The 16,164-nt window shown below is 63.8% G+C and carries 14 protein-coding genes; 11 read left to right on the plus strand and 3 right to left on the minus strand.

What is annotated here, in order from left to right; genetic code table 11:
• The first annotated feature begins 9 nt into the window (after window positions 1-9).
• Window positions 10-1,449 (plus strand): malonyl-CoA decarboxylase, encoded by a 1,440-nt coding sequence (locus tag Q1J79_RS06475; RefSeq protein WP_300298158.1) that lies wholly within the window; start codon window positions 10-12, stop codon window positions 1,447-1,449.
• Here Q1J79_RS06475 and Q1J79_RS06480 read toward each other — a convergent pair.
• From Q1J79_RS06480 to Q1J79_RS06490, 3 genes are read right to left on the minus strand one after another with little or no spacing between them, the layout of a single operon-like run.
• Window positions 1,446-1,955 (minus strand): CinA family protein, encoded by a 510-nt coding sequence (locus Q1J79_RS06480; protein WP_300298161.1) that lies wholly within the window; start codon window positions 1,953-1,955, stop codon window positions 1,446-1,448. The genes Q1J79_RS06475 and Q1J79_RS06480 overlap by 4 nt on opposite strands.
• Before the next feature lie 5 nt (window positions 1,956-1,960).
• A complete protein-coding gene (locus Q1J79_RS06485; RefSeq protein WP_300298269.1) occupies window positions 1,961-2,416 on the minus strand; it encodes a phosphatidylglycerophosphatase A in 456 nt (151 codons plus the stop codon).
• Entirely contained in the window at window positions 2,416-3,585 is a 1,170-nt protein-coding gene (locus Q1J79_RS06490; protein WP_300298163.1) for a bifunctional 2-C-methyl-D-erythritol 4-phosphate cytidylyltransferase/2-C-methyl-D-erythritol 2,4-cyclodiphosphate synthase, read from the minus strand. Before Q1J79_RS06490 ends, Q1J79_RS06485 begins: the two co-directional genes overlap by 1 nt.
• Window positions 3,586-3,740: 155 nt before the next feature.
• On the opposite strand from Q1J79_RS06490, the gene dusB reads away from it, so the two are divergent.
• The 10 genes from dusB (at window position 3,741) to Q1J79_RS06540 (ending at window position 16,121) form a co-directional block, all read left to right on the plus strand.
• Window positions 3,741-4,727: a tRNA dihydrouridine synthase DusB gene (gene dusB / locus Q1J79_RS06495; RefSeq protein WP_300298166.1), complete on the plus strand. Its 987-nt coding sequence runs from the start codon at window positions 3,741-3,743 to the stop codon at window positions 4,725-4,727.
• Window positions 4,727-5,851, plus strand: a complete 1,125-nt coding sequence (locus tag Q1J79_RS06500) for an ATP-binding protein (protein ID WP_300298169.1) — start codon at window positions 4,727-4,729, stop codon at window positions 5,849-5,851. The genes dusB and Q1J79_RS06500 overlap by 1 nt, the downstream gene beginning before the upstream one ends.
• Window positions 5,848-7,296 carry a nitrogen regulation protein NR(I) gene (gene ntrC / locus Q1J79_RS06505; RefSeq protein WP_300298173.1) on the plus strand — a complete coding sequence of 483 codons (1,449 nt, stop codon included), beginning with the start codon at window positions 5,848-5,850 and terminating at the stop codon, window positions 7,294-7,296. Before Q1J79_RS06500 ends, ntrC begins: the two co-directional genes overlap by 4 nt.
• Before the next feature lie 75 nt (window positions 7,297-7,371).
• Window positions 7,372-9,705, plus strand: coding sequence for a PAS domain-containing sensor histidine kinase (locus Q1J79_RS06510; protein ID WP_300298175.1), 2,334 nt, complete (start codon window positions 7,372-7,374; stop codon window positions 9,703-9,705).
• Window positions 9,695-11,086 carry a sigma-54 dependent transcriptional regulator gene (locus Q1J79_RS06515; protein WP_300298178.1) on the plus strand — a complete coding sequence of 464 codons (1,392 nt, stop codon included), beginning with the start codon at window positions 9,695-9,697 and terminating at the stop codon, window positions 11,084-11,086. Before Q1J79_RS06510 ends, Q1J79_RS06515 begins: the two co-directional genes overlap by 11 nt.
• 18 nt (window positions 11,087-11,104) lie before the next feature.
• Window positions 11,105-12,481: a Trk system potassium transporter TrkA gene (gene trkA / locus Q1J79_RS06520; RefSeq protein ID WP_300298181.1), complete on the plus strand. Its 1,377-nt coding sequence runs from the start codon at window positions 11,105-11,107 to the stop codon at window positions 12,479-12,481.
• A gap of 28 nt (window positions 12,482-12,509) precedes the next feature.
• Window positions 12,510-13,406, plus strand: coding sequence for a D-amino-acid transaminase (locus Q1J79_RS06525; RefSeq protein WP_300298184.1), 897 nt, complete (start codon window positions 12,510-12,512; stop codon window positions 13,404-13,406).
• A 218-nt stretch (window positions 13,407-13,624) separates the two neighbouring features.
• Window positions 13,625-13,900: an RNA chaperone Hfq gene (gene hfq / locus Q1J79_RS06530; RefSeq protein ID WP_300298186.1), complete on the plus strand. Its 276-nt coding sequence runs from the start codon at window positions 13,625-13,627 to the stop codon at window positions 13,898-13,900.
• A gap of 65 nt (window positions 13,901-13,965) precedes the next feature.
• Window positions 13,966-15,294 (plus strand): GTPase HflX, encoded by a 1,329-nt coding sequence (gene hflX, locus Q1J79_RS06535; RefSeq protein WP_300298189.1) that lies wholly within the window; start codon window positions 13,966-13,968, stop codon window positions 15,292-15,294.
• Window positions 15,291-16,121: an inositol monophosphatase family protein gene (locus Q1J79_RS06540; protein WP_300298192.1), complete on the plus strand. Its 831-nt coding sequence runs from the start codon at window positions 15,291-15,293 to the stop codon at window positions 16,119-16,121. The genes hflX and Q1J79_RS06540 overlap by 4 nt, the downstream gene beginning before the upstream one ends.
• Window positions 16,122-16,164 lie beyond the last annotated feature (43 nt).

The raw sequence follows: 16,164 nt of genomic DNA on the forward strand, positions 1-16,164 counted from the left end.
GAGAGCCCGATGGTTGCCCTGCCTGCCTTGCCCAATCTTTCGATGTCCGGTTCATTGCTGGAACGCGGCCTGCGCGGTCTGGTCGGGGCCTGGCGTGGCATTGCCGGCGGCGACGAAACAGCCCAGCTTGGCCGGGACGGCATTCTGGAAGCCAAGGATATCGAGCGGCTGCGCAGCCTGTTCAACGATTGTCTGGAAGCGCGTGGCGGCGAGGTTTCGGCCCGCGCCCGTGCTGCTGCCCTCGGCCGGCTTTATCTCAGCCTGAACGACGCCGGCAAGCGCAGCTTCCTGCAGGTGCTGGCCGGCGGTTTTGGCGGCGACCCCGCCGTGCTGAACAAGACCATCGAAGATGTGCAGAAAGCGGCCGACCCCGTGGCGCGGCACAAGGCCGAGCGTCGGCTGCGCCTGGCGCTGACGCCGCCGCGGCAGCGGCTGCTGACCCAGTTCACGGCCCTGCCGCAGGGCGTGAAATTCCTGGTCGACCTGCGCGCCGATGCTTTGCGCTTCCATAAGGAAGCGCCGGAACTCGCCATCGTCGAGGCCGACCTGGAAGACCTGTTCGTCGCCTGGTTCGATGTCGGTTTTCTTGAGCTGCAGCGCATCTCGTGGAACAGCCCGGCGGCTTTACTGGAAAAGCTGATCGCCTATGAGGCGGTGCATGCCATCGAAAGCTGGGATGATCTGCGCAACCGGCTGGATGCCGACCGGCGCTGCTATGCCTTCTTCCATCCACGCATGCCGCTGGAGCCGCTGATCTTCGTCGAGGTGGCGCTGGTCAAGGGCATTGCCGGCAATGTGCAGGCATTGCTTGACCAGTCGCAGCCGGTGCTCGATCCGCGCGAGGCGGATACGGCGATTTTCTATTCGATTTCCAACACCCAGACCGGCCTGCGCGGCATTTCCTTCGGCAATTTCCTGATCAAGCGCGTCGTCGACGACCTCAGTCGCGAATTGCCGCATCTGAAGCAGTTCTCCACCCTGTCGCCGATTCCGGGTTTCCGCGCCTGGCTGGAAGAAACCATTGCTGCCGGCACGCCGGATATGGTGGAGGCAAAAGCGCGCGACAGCCTGCGCGAGATTCTGGGGCAGCGTTTCTCCAAGGGCATGCTGCCCGGGTTGCTGCAGGACCGATCCTGGGCCGACAATCCGGCGCTGGCCGATGCGCTGCGGCCCGTGCTGCTGCGGCTCTGCGCCCGCTATCTGCTGAGCGCGCAGAACAAGGCCGGCAAACCGCGCGACCCGGTGGCGCGTTTCCATTTGAGCAATGGCGCAACGGTGCATCGGCTGAACTGGCTGGGCGACCGCTCGAAAAACGGCATGAAGCAGTCGGCCGGCATGATGGTGAACTACCTCTACCGGCTGGACGATATCGACCAGAACCATGAGCGTTTCGTGCGCGACGGCACCATCGCAGCATCCGGCGAAGTCAGGCGGCTGGCCGATCTTTAATCGGCGGCAGCCACCATCTGCTTCAGCATCTCGCCGGCCAGGGTGAGGGCATCCTCCACGGTGGCGGCGCGCACGGCCGCGCGGCCGATATCACCGTAGGTCATGCGCTGGTGCATGGTTTCCTGCCCCGTGCCGGCGACGGCGATATGCACCAGGCCAACCGGTTTCTCGACACTGCCGCCGCCGGGGCCGGCTATGCCGGTGCAGGCAATGGCGATGTCGGCCTCGCTTTTGCGCAGGGCACCTTCCGCCATGGCGCGCGCCACGGCTTCCGACACCGCGCCATGGCCGGCAATGATCTCGGCCGGCACGCCCAGCGCGGCCGATTTCGCCGCGTTGGAATAAGTGACGAAGCCGCGCTCGAATACGGCGGACGAGCCGGCGATTTCGGTCAGCGTCGCGGCGATCAGGCCGCCGGTGCAGGATTCCGCCGTGGCCAGCATGGCACCGTGCCTGCGGCAATCGGCCAGCAGGGCTTCGGCAAGGCGCAGCAGGGTGTCGTCCATCGTTGTCACCACCAGAAATGCACGAGCGTCAGCATCACCGCCATGCCATAGAGGCCGGCGAACAAGTCGTCGATCAAAACGCCGGGCGCGCCGTGCAGGTTGCGGTCGGCCCATGAGGCCGGCCAGATTTTTGTGATGTCGAAAAAGCGGAAGGCGATGAAGCCGATCAGATAGAGCAGCGGATCGGCCGGCACAAAAACCAGCGTCAGCCATTGGCCCGCCACCTCGTCGATCACGATTTCGCCGGGATCCTCACCGGGCCAGTGCGACAGAAATTCCCGGATGGCCCACAGCGACAGCAGAGCCAGCAGCATGACTGCCGCCGCCAGCAGCCAGGGGCCGCCATATACCTGCATCAGCCATGCGAAGGGCAGGGCACCGGCCGAACCCCAGGTGCCGGGCGTTTTCGGCAGCTTGCCGAGGCCGAACCAGGTGCAGAGCAGAAAGGCGATATTGCGCATCACGCCGGCAACCGGATGGTGGCGACGGCCTGCGCGGCGATGCCTTCGCGACGGCCGGTGAAGCCAAGCTTCTCCGTTGTTGTCGCTTTCATGCTCACGCGATCGATGGCGATGCCGAGGATTTCCGCGATGCGGGCGCGGATCGCTTCGCGATGCGGGCCGATTTTCGGCGCCTCGCAGATCACGGTGACGTCGCAATGGCCGATGATGCCGTTACGCTGGATCACCATATCGGCGGCATGACGCAGGAAAGCGGCGGAGTCGGCATTCTTCCAGCGCGGATCGCTGGGTGGGAAATGCTGGCCGATATCGCCATCGCCCAGCGCGCCGAGGATGGCGTCGGTCAGGGCATGCAGGGCCACATCGGCATCGGAATGGCCGGCCAGCCCGCGGTCATGGGCGATCTCGATGCCGCCGATCATCAGCCGGCGGCCCGGTTCGTCACTGAAGGCATGCACGTCAAAACCCTGGCCGGTGCGGATATCGGCCAGCTGCAGCAGCAACTGGCGTTCGGCACGGGCAAAATCCTCGGGCTCGGTCACCTTGAAATTCTCCTCGCTGCCGGGCACCAGCCGCACGCCAAGACCGGCATGCTCGGCCACGGCGGCGTCGTCGGTCAGGGCAAGGCCGGCGCATTGGCGGTGAGCGGTCAGGATATCGCTGAAATGGAATGCCTGCGGCGTCTGGGCGCGCCACAGCCCCTGACGCTCCACGCCGCCATGCGCCATGCCGCTGTCCTCCCGTTTCAGGGTATCGACAACCGGAATGGCCAGAACGGCGCCTGGCGCTTGTTTGAGCATTTCGAGCAGGACATCGACTCGATCCTGACGCAGAAACGGGCGGGCTGCGTCATGGATCAGCACCATGTCGGGTGGATCATGGGCAAGTGTTTCAAGCCCCAGACGCACGCTGTCCTGCCGGGCGGCTCCGCCGAGGCAGGGTGGAGCCAGCTTCGGCTGGTTTTCCAGCCCTGTTGTCGCAGCGCGGTATTCATCCATATCGTCGGGGTGGATCACTACCACGACCCGTGCTATTGCCGCGTGACGCAGACATGCCTCGATGCTGTGACGGAGCAGGGGCTTTCCACCAAGCAATTGATATTGCTTCGGTTTACCTCCTCCCGCGCGGCTTCCGCGGCCGGCGGCGACAATCAGGGCGCATGTGGTCATGGCCGCACCCTACCCGACAGGCCGGTCTCGGCAAAGGCTCGCCAGTCGCCCGACCGGCCGGCCGCGATTTGATCCGGTCGCGGAATGATGTTGCGGCGCAGTACGAAACCGCCTAGAGTGAACAACAACTGGGCATCCAGGGCTTTGTGCAAAAAATGAGCATAAAAATCGGTCCCGTCTCCATTGAAGACCCCGTCATCCTGGCACCGATGTCAGGGGTCACCGACCTGCCTTTCCGCCGCTTGGTCAAGCGCAGCGGAGCAGGCCTCGTCGTGTCCGAGATGATTGCCTCGGAGGCGATGGTGCGCGCCTCGCGGCAGTCGCTGAAGATGGCCGAAAGCGTGCCGGAAGAATTCCCCATGTCGGTACAGCTTGCCGGCTGTGAAGGGCACGTGATGGCCGAGGCCGCGCGGCTGAACGAGGATCGTGGCGCGGCAATCATCGACATCAACATGGGCTGCCCGGTGAAAAAGGTGGTCAACGGCCATGCCGGCTCCGCGCTGATGCGCGATCTGGAGCATGCCAAAGGCCTGCTGACGGCGACGGTGAAGGCCGTGAAGGTCCCGGTGACGCTGAAAATGCGCACGGGCTGGGACGAGGCCAACCGCAATGCGCCGGAGCTGGCCCGCATCGCCGAAGGCGAGGGCATCAGGATGCTCACCGTGCACGGCCGGACCCGGAACCAGATGTATAATGGCCGCGCCGACTGGGCCTTCGTGCGCGAGGTGAAAAAGGCCGTGTCGATCCCGGTGATCGTCAACGGCGATATCACCACGCTGGAAGAGGCAAAGGATGCGCTGACGCAGTCTGGTGCCGACGGCGTGATGATCGGTCGTGGCGCCTATGGTCGGCCGTGGTTCCTGCGGCAGGTGATGGAATTCCTGAAATCCGGCACGCGGCTGGCCGATCCGGCGCTGGATGAACAGCGCGACACCGTTCTCGAACATTATGACGCGATGCTGGAGCATTATGGCGTGCGGACCGGCCTGAAAATCGCCCGCAAGCATGTCGCCTGGTATTCCAAGGGCCTGCCGGGGTCAGCCGAATTCCGCACCCGCATCATGCAGATCGACGAGCCGGCCCAGGTGCGCCAGGCGGTGCGGGATTTCTATGCACCACAACTCGACAGGATGGCGGCCTGATGCAGTCTGCCGACCAGCAGCTTATGGCGCCGCCAATCGATGCCGCCCAGGTTCTGGGCGCCATTCCCAACCCGATCCTTGTGGTGGGGCGGCAGGGTGATATCACCTATGCCAATCCCGCCGCCGAGCAGTTTTTCGACTCCGGAGCGGCCGTGCTGTGCCGGCAGAATCTGCGCGACCTGGTTCCCTTTGGCAGCCCAGTGCTGCAACTCTTCGCCCAGGTCTTTCGCGAACGCTACAACGTAGCGGAATATGATGTCGACCTGGGCTCGCCACGGCTTGGCGAACGGCTGGTGGATGTGCAGATATCGCCGGTTCCCGAAGCGCCTGATCATGTCATCGTGCGCTTCGACGAGCGCAGCATGGCGGCCAAGATCGGCCGCGCGCTGACTCATCGTGGCGCTGCCCGCTCGGTCACCGGCATGGCCGCCATACTTGCGCATGAAGTGAAGAATCCATTAAGCGGCATTCGCGGCGCCGCGCAGCTGCTGGAGCTGAATGCCAGTCCGGCGGATCGCGAATTGACCCGCCTGATCTGCGATGAGACCGACCGCATCTGCGCCCTGGTCGACAGCATGGAAGTGTTTTCCGACAAGCGACCGATCGAACGTGGTCCGGTCAACATCCATCAGGTGCTGGAGCGTGTGCGCAAAGTCGCGCAGGCAGGCTTTGGCAAGCACATCCGTTTCGTCGAGCGCTACGATCCCTCCCTGCCGCCGGTTTACGGCAACCGCGACCAATTGGTGCAGGTCTTCCTCAATCTGGTGAAGAATGCAGCAGAGGCGATCGGCGACGATACAGGCGGCGAGATTGTGCTGACCACGGCATATCGCCATGGCGTCCGGCTCGCCGTGCGGGGATCGCGCGACAGGCTGCATCTGCCGCTGGAAGTTTCCGTTCAGGATAACGGCCCCGGCGTGCCGGAAGAGATACGGCCGCATCTGTTCGATCCTTTTGTGACAACCAAGATCAGCGGCTCTGGCCTCGGTCTTGCATTGGTTGCCAAGATCATCGGCGACCATGGCGGCGTGATCGAGTGCGACAGCCGCCCGCGCCGAACCGTTTTCAGTGCGCGTTTGCCGGTTCACAACCCGGCCGTGGAAGCATCCGGAGAGTCTGAATGAGTCACAAGGGCACCATTCTTGTCGCCGACGACGACCGCTCGATCCGCACCGTGCTGGATCAGGCGCTGGGCCGGGTCGGCTATCAGGTGCGCTCGACTGGAAATGCCGCCACCCTGTGGCGCTGGGCTTCCGAAGGCGAGGGCGAGCTGATCATCACCGACGTGGTGATGCCCGATGAGAATGGTCTTGACCTGCTGCCGCGGATCAAGCGTATCCGGCCCGATCTGCCCATCATCGTGATGAGCGCGCAAAAGACCCTGCTGACCGCCGTGAAGGCGGCCGAGCGCGGCGCCTATGATTACCTGCCCAAGCCGTTTGACCTGAAGGAGCTGTTGCGCGTCGTCGAGCGGGCGATGAGCCAACCCAAGGCCATCCCTCAGGAAGACTCTGAGGCCGCTGCCGACGAGGAAAAACTGCCGCTGATCGGCCGTTCGCCGGCCATGCAGGAAATCTACCGCGTGATGGCGCGCCTGATGGGCACGGATCTCACCGTGCTGATCTACGGCGAATCCGGCACCGGCAAGGAACTGGTTGCCCGCGCCCTGCATGATTACGGCAAGCGCCGCAACGGACCGTTCGTCGCCATCAACATGGCCGCGATCCCGCGCGAACTGATCGAATCCGAGCTGTTCGGCCACGAGAAGGGTGCGTTTACCGGCGCCGCCAATCGCTATGCCGGCCGTTTTGAGCAGGCCGAGGGCGGCACGCTGTTCCTCGACGAGATCGGCGACATGCCGATCGAGGCGCAGACCCGTTTGCTCCGCGTATTGCAGCAGGGCGAATATACCACGGTCGGCGGGCGTACGCCGATCCGCACCGACGTACGCATCGTGGCCGCCACCAACCGTGATCTGCGCCAGGCGGTGAACCAGGGGCTGTTCCGCGAAGATCTGTTCTACCGCCTGAACGTGGTGCCGCTGCGTCTGCCGCCCTTGCGCGAGCGCAGCGAGGATATCCCCGACCTGGTGCGGCATTTCCTCAACCAGTCCGCGGCCCAGGGCCTGCCGATCAAAACGGTGTCGCCCGAGGCGATGGAGCGCATCCGCCGCTATCGCTGGCCGGGCAATGTGCGCGAACTGGAAAATCTGGTCCGTCGCCTGGCTGCGCTCTATGCCGAGGACGTAATCGGCATCGAGGTGATCGATAACGAATTGACCGAACCGCCGCAGGTTTCCCGCACCGCCGAGCCGGGCGAGGAGGAAACCCTGACCGGCGCCATCGAGCGCCACCTGACCAAGTATTTTGCCACCCAGGGCGACGACCTGCCCCCGCCGGGCCTGTATGATCGCATGCTGCGCGAGCTGGAAATCCCCCTGATTTCGCTCAGCCTGGCGGCCACGCGCGGCAACCAGATCAAGGCGGCCCATATGCTGGGGCTGAACCGCAACACCCTGCGCAAAAAGATCCGCGACCATAATATCCAGGTGATTCGCGGCCTGAAGTAGGCGTTTCCGGACTGGTGCTAGCCGGGCCGGGCTGGGGTATGATCCGGCCATGCCCAGGCGACTGATTCACGAGTCATGACCGACGAGACGATCCCTGCTGCCAGCGGGCAACCGGTCGGCCCCCGGGCCCTGCGTCTGCTGCGGCGTGCCGCGGACTGGTTCCGGCGTCACCGGCTGATCCGTCATCTGGAAATCTCGCTGGCGGTCGCCGCCCTGGTGGTGGGTACGCTGACCTACCTGGCCATGACACCCGGCGCCAATCGCGAACTGACCCCGCGCGACGTCCAGATTCTGCTGCTGACCGATCTGGTTGTCCTCCTGGGACTGACCAGTCTGGTGGCGCGGCGCATGGTCGTGCTCTGGATGCAGCGGCGCCGCGGTGCGGCCGGTTCGCGCCTCCATGCCCGCATGGTGATGCTGTTCGCCGGCGTTACCGCGCTGCCAACGGTCATGATGACCGTCTTTGCCGTGCTGTTTTTCAATCTTGGCCTGCAAACCTGGTTCAGCGAGCGGGTCAACTCCGCGGTCAAGGCCTCGGTTGCGATTGCGGAGGCCTATATCCAGGAGCATCGCAAGACAATTCGCGCCGATCTTCTGGCGATGGCCGTGGATCTGAACCGAGAAGCGCCGCGTCTGACCCGCAATCCCCCTGCGTTCCAGCAGGCAGTGCGGCAGCTGTCGCGCCTGCGCGGCCTGGGCGAAGCGATTGTGTTTACATCCACCGGTGAAATCCTGGCCCGGAATGAACTCAGCCTGCTGATGGAATTCGATCGCATTCCAACCCGGGCGATCCAGGATGCCAATGCAGGCCAGGTGGTCATCATCACGGCTGAAACGGATGACCGGGTGCGGGCCCTGGTGCGCCTCGACGCCTATCTGGATGCCTACCTGTATGTGGGCCGTTTCATCGACGCCAAGGTGCTGGGCGAACTGGAGCGCACCCGCATGGCGGCATTGCAGTATAACCGCCTGGAGCAGGCCCGCTCGGCGCTGGAGATCAATTTTGCCATCCTGTTTCTGCTGATATCACTGCTGCTGCTGCTGGCGGCGATCTGGTTCGCGCTGCTGATCGCCAACCGTCTGGTCACGCCGATCGGCGAGGTGGTGGGGGCTGCGGAGCGCATACGCAGCGGAGACCTGACCGCCCGCGTTACCGAGCGTGCCGATGACGATGAAATTGCCACGTTGGGGCGCACTTTCAACCGCATGACCGGGCAGCTTGCGGCACAGCAGGCTGAGCTGATCGCCGCCAACCGCCAGCTCGACGAGCGGCGCCGCTTCACGGAAACAGTGCTGGGCGGCGTGTCGGCAGGTGTGATCGGCATCGACCCGCAGGGGCTTGTGACCCTGCCGAATCCATCGGCGCAGAGCATGCTGCAGAAAGACTACGAGGAGATGGTCGGCCGGCCTTTTGCCGAAGTGGCGCCGGAAATGGCCGAGTTGTTTGATCGCCTGGCCAGCAATGCCAGCGAAGCAGTGGAGCGGGGACAGGTTGTTGTTTCCCGGCCAGGCGGCAATCGCACCCTGCTCGTGCGGATCGCGCGTGAATCGACGGGCAACGAGTTGCTGGGCTATGTGGCCACGTTTGACGATGTCAGCGAGCTTATGGCGGCGCAGCGCAATGCGGCCTGGGCTGACATCGCGCGGCGGATCGCGCATGAGATCAAGAATCCGCTCACTCCGATCCAGCTTTCGGCCGAGCGTCTGAAGCGGAAATATATGAAGGAAGTGCAGACCGATCCGGAGATTTTTGCCCAATGCACGGATACGATCATTCGCCAGGTTGGCGATATCGGGCGTATGGTTGACGAATTCTCGACTTTTGCCCGGATGCCGCGGCCAGTATACCGCGAAGAGGACCTGGGGCAGCTGGTGCGGCAGGGCGTATTCATGCAGCAGGTCGCCCGGAATGACATCCGGTTTGAAAGCATCGTTCCCGCCGAGCCGGTGCGTTTAAGTTGCGATGCGCGCCAAATCGCCCAGGTGCTGACGAATATCCTGCAGAACGCCATTGATGCGATCGATGGCCGCGAACGCCAGCCCGGCGAGGCCCTGCCTCCAGGCCGGATTGTCGTTTCCCTGATGGCGGAAGCCGGCATTGCGGAAGTAACCGTGCTCGATAATGGGCGGGGCCTGCCGGTGGAAAACCGGGACCGTCTGTTCGAGCCTTATGTCACGACCCGCAGCAAGGGTACCGGCCTCGGACTGGCTATCGTGAAGAAAATCATCGAAGAGCATGGCGGCAGCATAACGCTGATCGATGCCGCAACCGTTGATCCGGCGGCGGGAAGTGGTAGTTTGGCGCGGATTCGTCTGCCGCATCTCGTTGTTGGCGATGCCATGGCGGCACAGTCGACCGTCCAGGCGGAGGCGGGGCGGAAGCTGGGATCGGGTAGTCATGGCGCGTGACATTCTTATCGTCGACGACGAGGCGGACATCCGGAACCTGATTGCCGGAATCCTGCAGGACGAGGGTTATGAAACCCGCATGGCCTCTGATTCCGACAGTGCTCTCCGGGAGATTGAGGCGCGGCGGCCGAATGCGGTGATCCTGGATATCTGGCTGCAGGGCAGCAAGCTGGATGGCCTGGAGATACTCGACCGTATCATCCGCGACCACGCCAATGTGCCGGTGATCATGATTTCCGGCCATGGCAATATTGAAACTGCCGTATCGGCGATCAAGCGCGGCGCTTACGATTACATCGAAAAGCCGTTCAAGAGCGACCGCCTGCTGCTGCTGGTCGAGCGTGCGCTGGAGCAGGCGCGCCTGAAGCGCGAAAATGAAGACCTTCGCCAGCGTTCGGGCGCCGTGGCGGAGCTGATCGGTTCCTCGTCCGCCATTGCGGCGCTTCGCCAGGCCATCGAGCGCGTTGCGCCAACCAACAGCCGCGTGCTGATCTGCGGCCCGGCCGGTACCGGCAAGGAACTGGTTGCGCGCCTCCTGCATCAACGCTCGCGCCGGGCCGGCGGCCCTTTCGTGACACTGAGCGTGGCATCGATGATGTCCGACCGGATCGAAGCCCAGCTTTTCGGCGTTGAGGAATCCGTGAATGGCCAGCGCCAGCACAGTATTGGCGTGCTGGAGGAGGCACATGGCGGCACGCTGTTCCTCGACGAAGTGGCCGAAATGTCTCCTGAGGCGCAGGCCAAGCTGCTGCGTGTGCTGACCGAGCAGGGTTTTGAGCGCGTCGGCGGGCGGACCCGCGTGCAGGTTGACGTGCGGATCATATCCGGCACGGCGCATGATCTTGCCGTGCGTGTCGGCCAGGGGCAGTTCCGCCAGGATCTGTTTCACCGGCTGAACGTCGTACCGCTGAAAGTCGCCGCCCTGCGTGACCGTCGTGAAGACATTCCTTTGTTGGCCCGGCATTTTGCCCGTATCGAAGCCCAGCGCCAGGGAGTGCCCGAGCGCGATCTGGCGGAAGACGCCCTGCTTGCCCTGCAATCCGCGGAATGGCCTGGCAATGTGCGCGAACTGCGTAACGCCATCGCCCGGCTTCTGATCATGCTGCCTGCGGACCAGAAGGGCGCCATTCATGCCGACATGATGCCGTCCGATCTTGGCGCCACGCCGCCGGTGGCGCTGCGGCCCGAGACCACCACGGAGGTTATGGGCCTGTCGTTGCGGGATGCGCGTGAAATGTTCGAGCGCGAGTATCTCCTGGCGCAGATCAGCCGGTTTGGCGGCAATGTCTCGCGCACGGCCAGTTTCATCGGCATGGAACGGTCTGCCCTGCATCGCAAGCTGAAAGCACTTGGCGTCGTCAATCTCGACCGTAACGGATAGCGGGAGCGGAGATTCCCCATGAAAGTGATTGTCTGCGGCGCCGGTCTGGTCGGCACCACCATTGCGCGGCAGCTTGCTGCCGAAGGCAATGAAGTGACGATGATCGATGTCTCGCCCGATCGCGCGAACAAGGCAGCTGAAAGCTACGATCTGCGTGGCATAGTGGGGCATGCCTCGCATCCCAACGTCCTTGAGCAGGCTGGCGCGGCCGATTCCGACATGCTCATCGCGGTCACCTTCGCTGACGAAGTGAATATGGTCGCCTGCGAAGTGGCGCATGCCCTGTTCAACGTGCCAACCAAGATCGCCCGCATCCGGGCGCAGAGCTACCTGAAGCCGGAATGGGCTGATCTGTTCAACGACAAGCATATTTCAATTGACTATATCATCTCACCCGAGATCGAGGTGGCACGCGCGATCCATCGCCGCATCATGACGCCGGGCGCTTTCGATATGATTCCGTTCGCCGATGATAAGTTGCGTCTGATCGGCGTTCGACTGGATGATGATTGCCCGGTGCTGAACACCCCTCTGCGGCAGCTTACCGAGTTGTTTCCCGATCTGGCGATCAATATCTGCGGGATCAATCGCAATGGGGCCTTGCTGGTCCCCGATGCCGATGATCGCCTGGAGGCCGGTGATGAGATCTATTTCTGCGCCCTGAAAGATCATGTCCAGCGCGGCATGCGTCTGTTCGGGCATGAGGAACGCGAGGCGCGCCGGATTGTCCTGTGCGGCGGCGGCAATATCGGCGTGTTCCTGGCCCGCGAAATCGAGGCAGCGCAGCCTTCGGTTCTGCTGAAGGTGGTGGAAGCGAACAAGGACCGCGCCGAGTTTGTCGCCGGCCAGTTGAAGAACGCTGTCGTGCTGAATGGCGATTCGCTTGATATGGATATCCTCAACGAGGCGAAAATCGGCTCTGCTGAGGCGATTATCGCGTTGACGAATGATGATGAGGTCAACATCCTGACCTCGCTCCTGGCCAAGCGGGCGGGGGCGCAGCGCGCCATCACTCTCGTCAATAATCCGGCCTACGAGCCGCTGATTGGGTCGCTGGGCGTCGATGTGGTGGTGAATCCCCGGTCCACGACCGTGTCGTCAATTCTGCAGCACGTGCGGCGCGGCCGCATCCGCGGCGTCTATTCCCTGATGGATGGCGCTGCGGAAGTGATGGAAGCCGTGGCCGTGGAGACCAGTGCCCTGGTCGGCCGCCCGCTGGCCGAGCTGAATCTTCCGGATGGCATTATGATTGGGGCAATCATCCGCGGAGAAGCCGTGATGATCGCCCGCGGCGACAGCGAGATCGAGGCTGGCGACCGGGTTATTCTGTTCGTTCGTCGCGATGCGGTGAAAAAAGTCGAGAAACTGTTCGCTGTACGCCTCGAATTCTTCTGATCCCCAGCAGACAAGAAGGTATCGCGCGATGTCACGCGTTGTTTACGTCAATGGCCAATACGTCCCCTACGGCCAGGCCGCCGTTCATGTCGAGGACCGTGGCTTCCAGTTCGCCGACGGCGTCTATGAGGTGATTGCCATCCTTAACGGCCGCCTGGTCGATCCCGAGGGGCATCTGGTGCGCCTGGAACGCAGCCTGGACGAACTGCGCATCCGCCATCCGATGACGAGGGCCGCGCTGACCGTTGTGCTGACTGAAACGGTTCGGCGCAACCGCGTGAAGCAGGGCAATATCTATCTGCAGATCACCCGTGGCGCGGCACGGCGCGAATTCGCCTTTCCGGTCGATATTCCGCCAACCGTGGTGGCGATTGCCCGCAGCGTCGACATGACCAGGGCGGCGGCCAATGCGGCGAAGGGGGTGGCGGCGATCACCCGGCCGGATATCCGGTGGGGCCGCTGCGACATCAAGTCGGTGGGTCTGCTGCCGGCGGCATTGGCCAAGCAGGCGGCGAAAGAGGCGGGGGCTTATGAGGCCTGGCTGGTCGATCGCGAGGGTTATGTCACCGAAGGCAGTTCCTCGAACGCCTGGATCGTGACGAAGGACAACGTGCTGGTGACCCGCGCGCTCAGCACAGCCATCCTCGGCGGCATCACGCGCAGCGCCGTGCTGGAACTTGCCCGTCGTGAAGGGCTGACAATCGAGAACCGTGCTTTCACGGTTGCCGAAGCCCTGGCCGCGAAAGAAGCTTTCGTCACTTCGACCACCTCTTATGTCATGCCGGTGGTCAGCCTGGATGACCGGCCGATCGGCAATGGCGGCCCGGGCGTGGTGGCGGCCAGGCTGCGGGCTGTCTATGAAGCCCATGCCCAGAGCCATGGGGCTGGTAAGGCGGACTGGGAGGCCGGTTTCCTGGCGCCTTGATCATGGCCGGTGACGGCCGTCACAGGTGGTCTGGCTGACGCGCAAAGGCCCGCAGCCCGAGGCGCCATTGTTTTGCCACTTTCGCGAATTAGTGGTTTAATCTCAGATGCGTGGGGCTGCGGCCGCCGCCCCTGCGGATGCAGCTCGGTGCGACTTGGCCGGGTTGTATAAAAAACAAAACAAAGACAACAAGATAAGAAAAGAAAGGTCCAACAACTATGGCCGCCGACAAGCCTCAGAACGTCCAGGATGTCTTCCTTAACCACATCCGCAAAACCAAGACCCCCGTCACCGTCTTCCTCGTAAATGGCGTCAAGCTGCAGGGCATCATCAGCTGGTTTGACAATTTCTCGGTGCTGCTGCGCCGCGATGGCCACATGCAACTGGTCTACAAGCATGCCATTTCCACGGTGATGCCGTCCGGCCCGATCCAGCTCTTCGACCCGGCCGCCCAGGGTGGCGGCGCCGGTCAGGCGCAGGGAGAGCAGGGCTAAGCTATTTTGCTCTTAACGACCCTGTTCCGGTTGGTTATCCCGCGAACAGGGTCCATATGACGGTAATGTCAGATCACATTGAAAACGGCGACGAGCGCACCCGGCGTGCGCTCGTCCTGCATCCCACCCTGAAGTCCCCCGGCCCGAAAGCGACGGCTGCGGATTTGCGCCGGCGCCCCGAGGCCCGGCTGGCCGAGGCCGTTGGACTGGCGGCGGCCATCGATCTGCAGGTCGTGCATGCCGAGGTCGTCTGGCTGTCGTCCTGGCGGCCCTCGACCCTGATCGGCAGCGGCAAGACCGAGGAACTGGCGGCCTGGATCGCCGAGAATCCGGTCGATGTCGTGATCGTCGACGCGGCGGTGACGCCGGTGCAGCAGCGTAACCTGGAGCGCGCCCTGGAGGCCAAGGTGATCGATCGCACCGGCCTCATTCTGGAGATTTTTGGCGCCCGCGCCCGCACCAGGGAAGGTCGCCTGCAGGTCGAACTGGCGCATCTGAATTACCAGCGTTCGCGCCTGGTGCGGTCCTGGACCCACCTGGAACGCCAGCGTGGCGGCTTCGGCTTCCTCGGCGGTCCCGGCGAAAGCCAGTTGGAAATCGATCGTCGCCTGATCGGCGAACGCATCGCCCGCATCAAGCTTGATCTCGAGCATGTGGTGAATACCCGTTCGCTGCATCGTCGGGCACGGCAGAAGGTGCCCTATCCGGTGGTGGCGCTGGTCGGCTATACCAATGCCGGCAAATCCACCCTGTTCAACCGGCTGACCGAGGCTGAAGTGCTGGCCAAGGATCTGCTGTTCGCGACGCTGGATCCCACCATGCGCACGGTGCGGCTGCCATCCGGGCGGAACGTGATCCTCAGCGATACCGTGGGGTTCATCTCGGAATTGCCGACCCATCTGGTGGCGGCTTTCCGCGCCACCCTGGAAGAGGTGATCTCGGCCGACCTGATCCTGCATGTGCGGGACATGTCGCATCCCGACTGCGAGGCCCAGGCCGCCGATGTGCGGGATGTCCTGACTTCGCTGGGTGTTACAGAGGAGACGGGCCATCGCCTGCTGGAAGCCTGGAACAAGGCCGACCAGCTTGATCCGGAAGCGCGTGAGACGCTGGTGAACCAGGCGGCGCGCCAGCAGGGCGCGATTGTCATTTCGGCGCTGGATGGCAGTGGCTGTGACACATTGCTGCAACGGATCGATGCCATGCTGGGCGGTGACCGGGTCGAGCTTGCCGTCACGCTGGATGCCGGCGACGGGGCCGCCGTCGCCTGGCTGCACCGTCATGGCGAAGTGCTCGACATGCAGGAACAGGATGGTCATCTGAAGCTGTCGGTTGCGCTGTCGCAGGCCGAAGCCGGAAAATGGCTCAAACGGCAGGAAGGACAACGGGCATGACCGCAAGGATCGACATGGATGCGGTGCGGCTGTTGATGGAAGAGGCCGCCCGCACGGCGATCATGCCGCGCTTCCGCCAGCTCAAGACCGGCGACATCGACCAGAAAGCCGGGCCGCATGACGTGGTCACCATTGCCGACAAGGATTCCGAGGCTTTCCTGGCGCCACGGCTGCAGGCCCTGATTCCGGGCTCCACCGTGGTGGGCGAGGAAGCCGCCAGCGCCGACGAGACGATCATGGATGCGCTGCGCCGGCCCGGCGCCGCCTGGCTGATCGATCCGGTGGACGGCACCGCCAATTTCGCCGTGGGCAACGCCCTGTTCGCCGTGATGGTGTCCCTGGTGCAGGATGGCGACGCGGTGGCGAGCTGGATTCACGATCCGGTGCGCGGCATCACGGCTATGGCCGAAAAGGGCGCCGGCGCCTGGATGCGCGAGGCCGATGGCAGCCTGCGCCGGCTCAGCACCCCGAAACCACCTTCGCTGGCGCATCTGTCTGGTGCGCCCAATATCCGCTACGGCGACCGCGATTTCGCCGCCCGCATCGGTCACCGCATCGACAAGACCGCCGGCGTCCTGATCCTGCGCTGCGCCGGTCAGGAATACCTCGCCATCGCCGATGGCCATATCCACTATGCGGTCTATAACCGCGCCCTGCCATGGGATCACGCGGCCGGCTGCCTGCTGATCACCGAGGCGGGTGGCGTGGCCAAACGCCTGGACGGCAGCCTTTATCGCGCCGCCGACAAACCCTGGGGCAGCCCCCTGGTTGCCGCCTGTGGCACCGAGCAGTGGGACTGGCTCAAGACCGGCATCTTCGACGCCTGATCTTTCCCGCCCGAGCGTGCTTGCTGCCTGCTGGTTTCCGAGG

Source organism: Ferrovibrio sp., assembly GCF_029255545.1.
GTDB lineage: Bacteria > Pseudomonadota > Alphaproteobacteria > Ferrovibrionales > Ferrovibrionaceae > Ferrovibrio.

Coding starts and splice junctions, on each gene's coding strand:
- Q1J79_RS06510 (WP_300298175.1), top strand. CDS start 7,372: ATGACCGACGAGACGATCCCTGCTGCCAGCGGGCAACCGGTCGGCCCC.
- Q1J79_RS06515 (WP_300298178.1), top strand. CDS start 9,695: ATGGCGCGTGACATTCTTATCGTCGACGACGAGGCGGACATCCGGAAC.
- hflX (WP_300298189.1), top strand. CDS start 13,966: ATGTCAGATCACATTGAAAACGGCGACGAGCGCACCCGGCGTGCGCTC.
- Q1J79_RS06475 (WP_300298158.1), top strand. CDS start 10: ATGGTTGCCCTGCCTGCCTTGCCCAATCTTTCGATGTCCGGTTCATTG.
- hfq (WP_300298186.1), top strand. CDS start 13,625: ATGGCCGCCGACAAGCCTCAGAACGTCCAGGATGTCTTCCTTAACCAC.
- Q1J79_RS06500 (WP_300298169.1), top strand. CDS start 4,727: ATGCAGTCTGCCGACCAGCAGCTTATGGCGCCGCCAATCGATGCCGCC.
- Q1J79_RS06485 (WP_300298269.1), bottom strand. CDS start 2,416: ATGCGCAATATCGCCTTTCTGCTCTGCACCTGGTTCGGCCTCGGCAAG.
- Q1J79_RS06540 (WP_300298192.1), top strand. CDS start 15,291: ATGACCGCAAGGATCGACATGGATGCGGTGCGGCTGTTGATGGAAGAG.
- Q1J79_RS06490 (WP_300298163.1), bottom strand. CDS start 3,585: ATGACCACATGCGCCCTGATTGTCGCCGCCGGCCGCGGAAGCCGCGCG.
- Q1J79_RS06525 (WP_300298184.1), top strand. CDS start 12,510: ATGTCACGCGTTGTTTACGTCAATGGCCAATACGTCCCCTACGGCCAG.
- dusB (WP_300298166.1), top strand. CDS start 3,741: ATGAGCATAAAAATCGGTCCCGTCTCCATTGAAGACCCCGTCATCCTG.
- Q1J79_RS06480 (WP_300298161.1), bottom strand. CDS start 1,955: ATGGACGACACCCTGCTGCGCCTTGCCGAAGCCCTGCTGGCCGATTGC.
- trkA (WP_300298181.1), top strand. CDS start 11,105: ATGAAAGTGATTGTCTGCGGCGCCGGTCTGGTCGGCACCACCATTGCG.
- ntrC (WP_300298173.1), top strand. CDS start 5,848: ATGAGTCACAAGGGCACCATTCTTGTCGCCGACGACGACCGCTCGATC.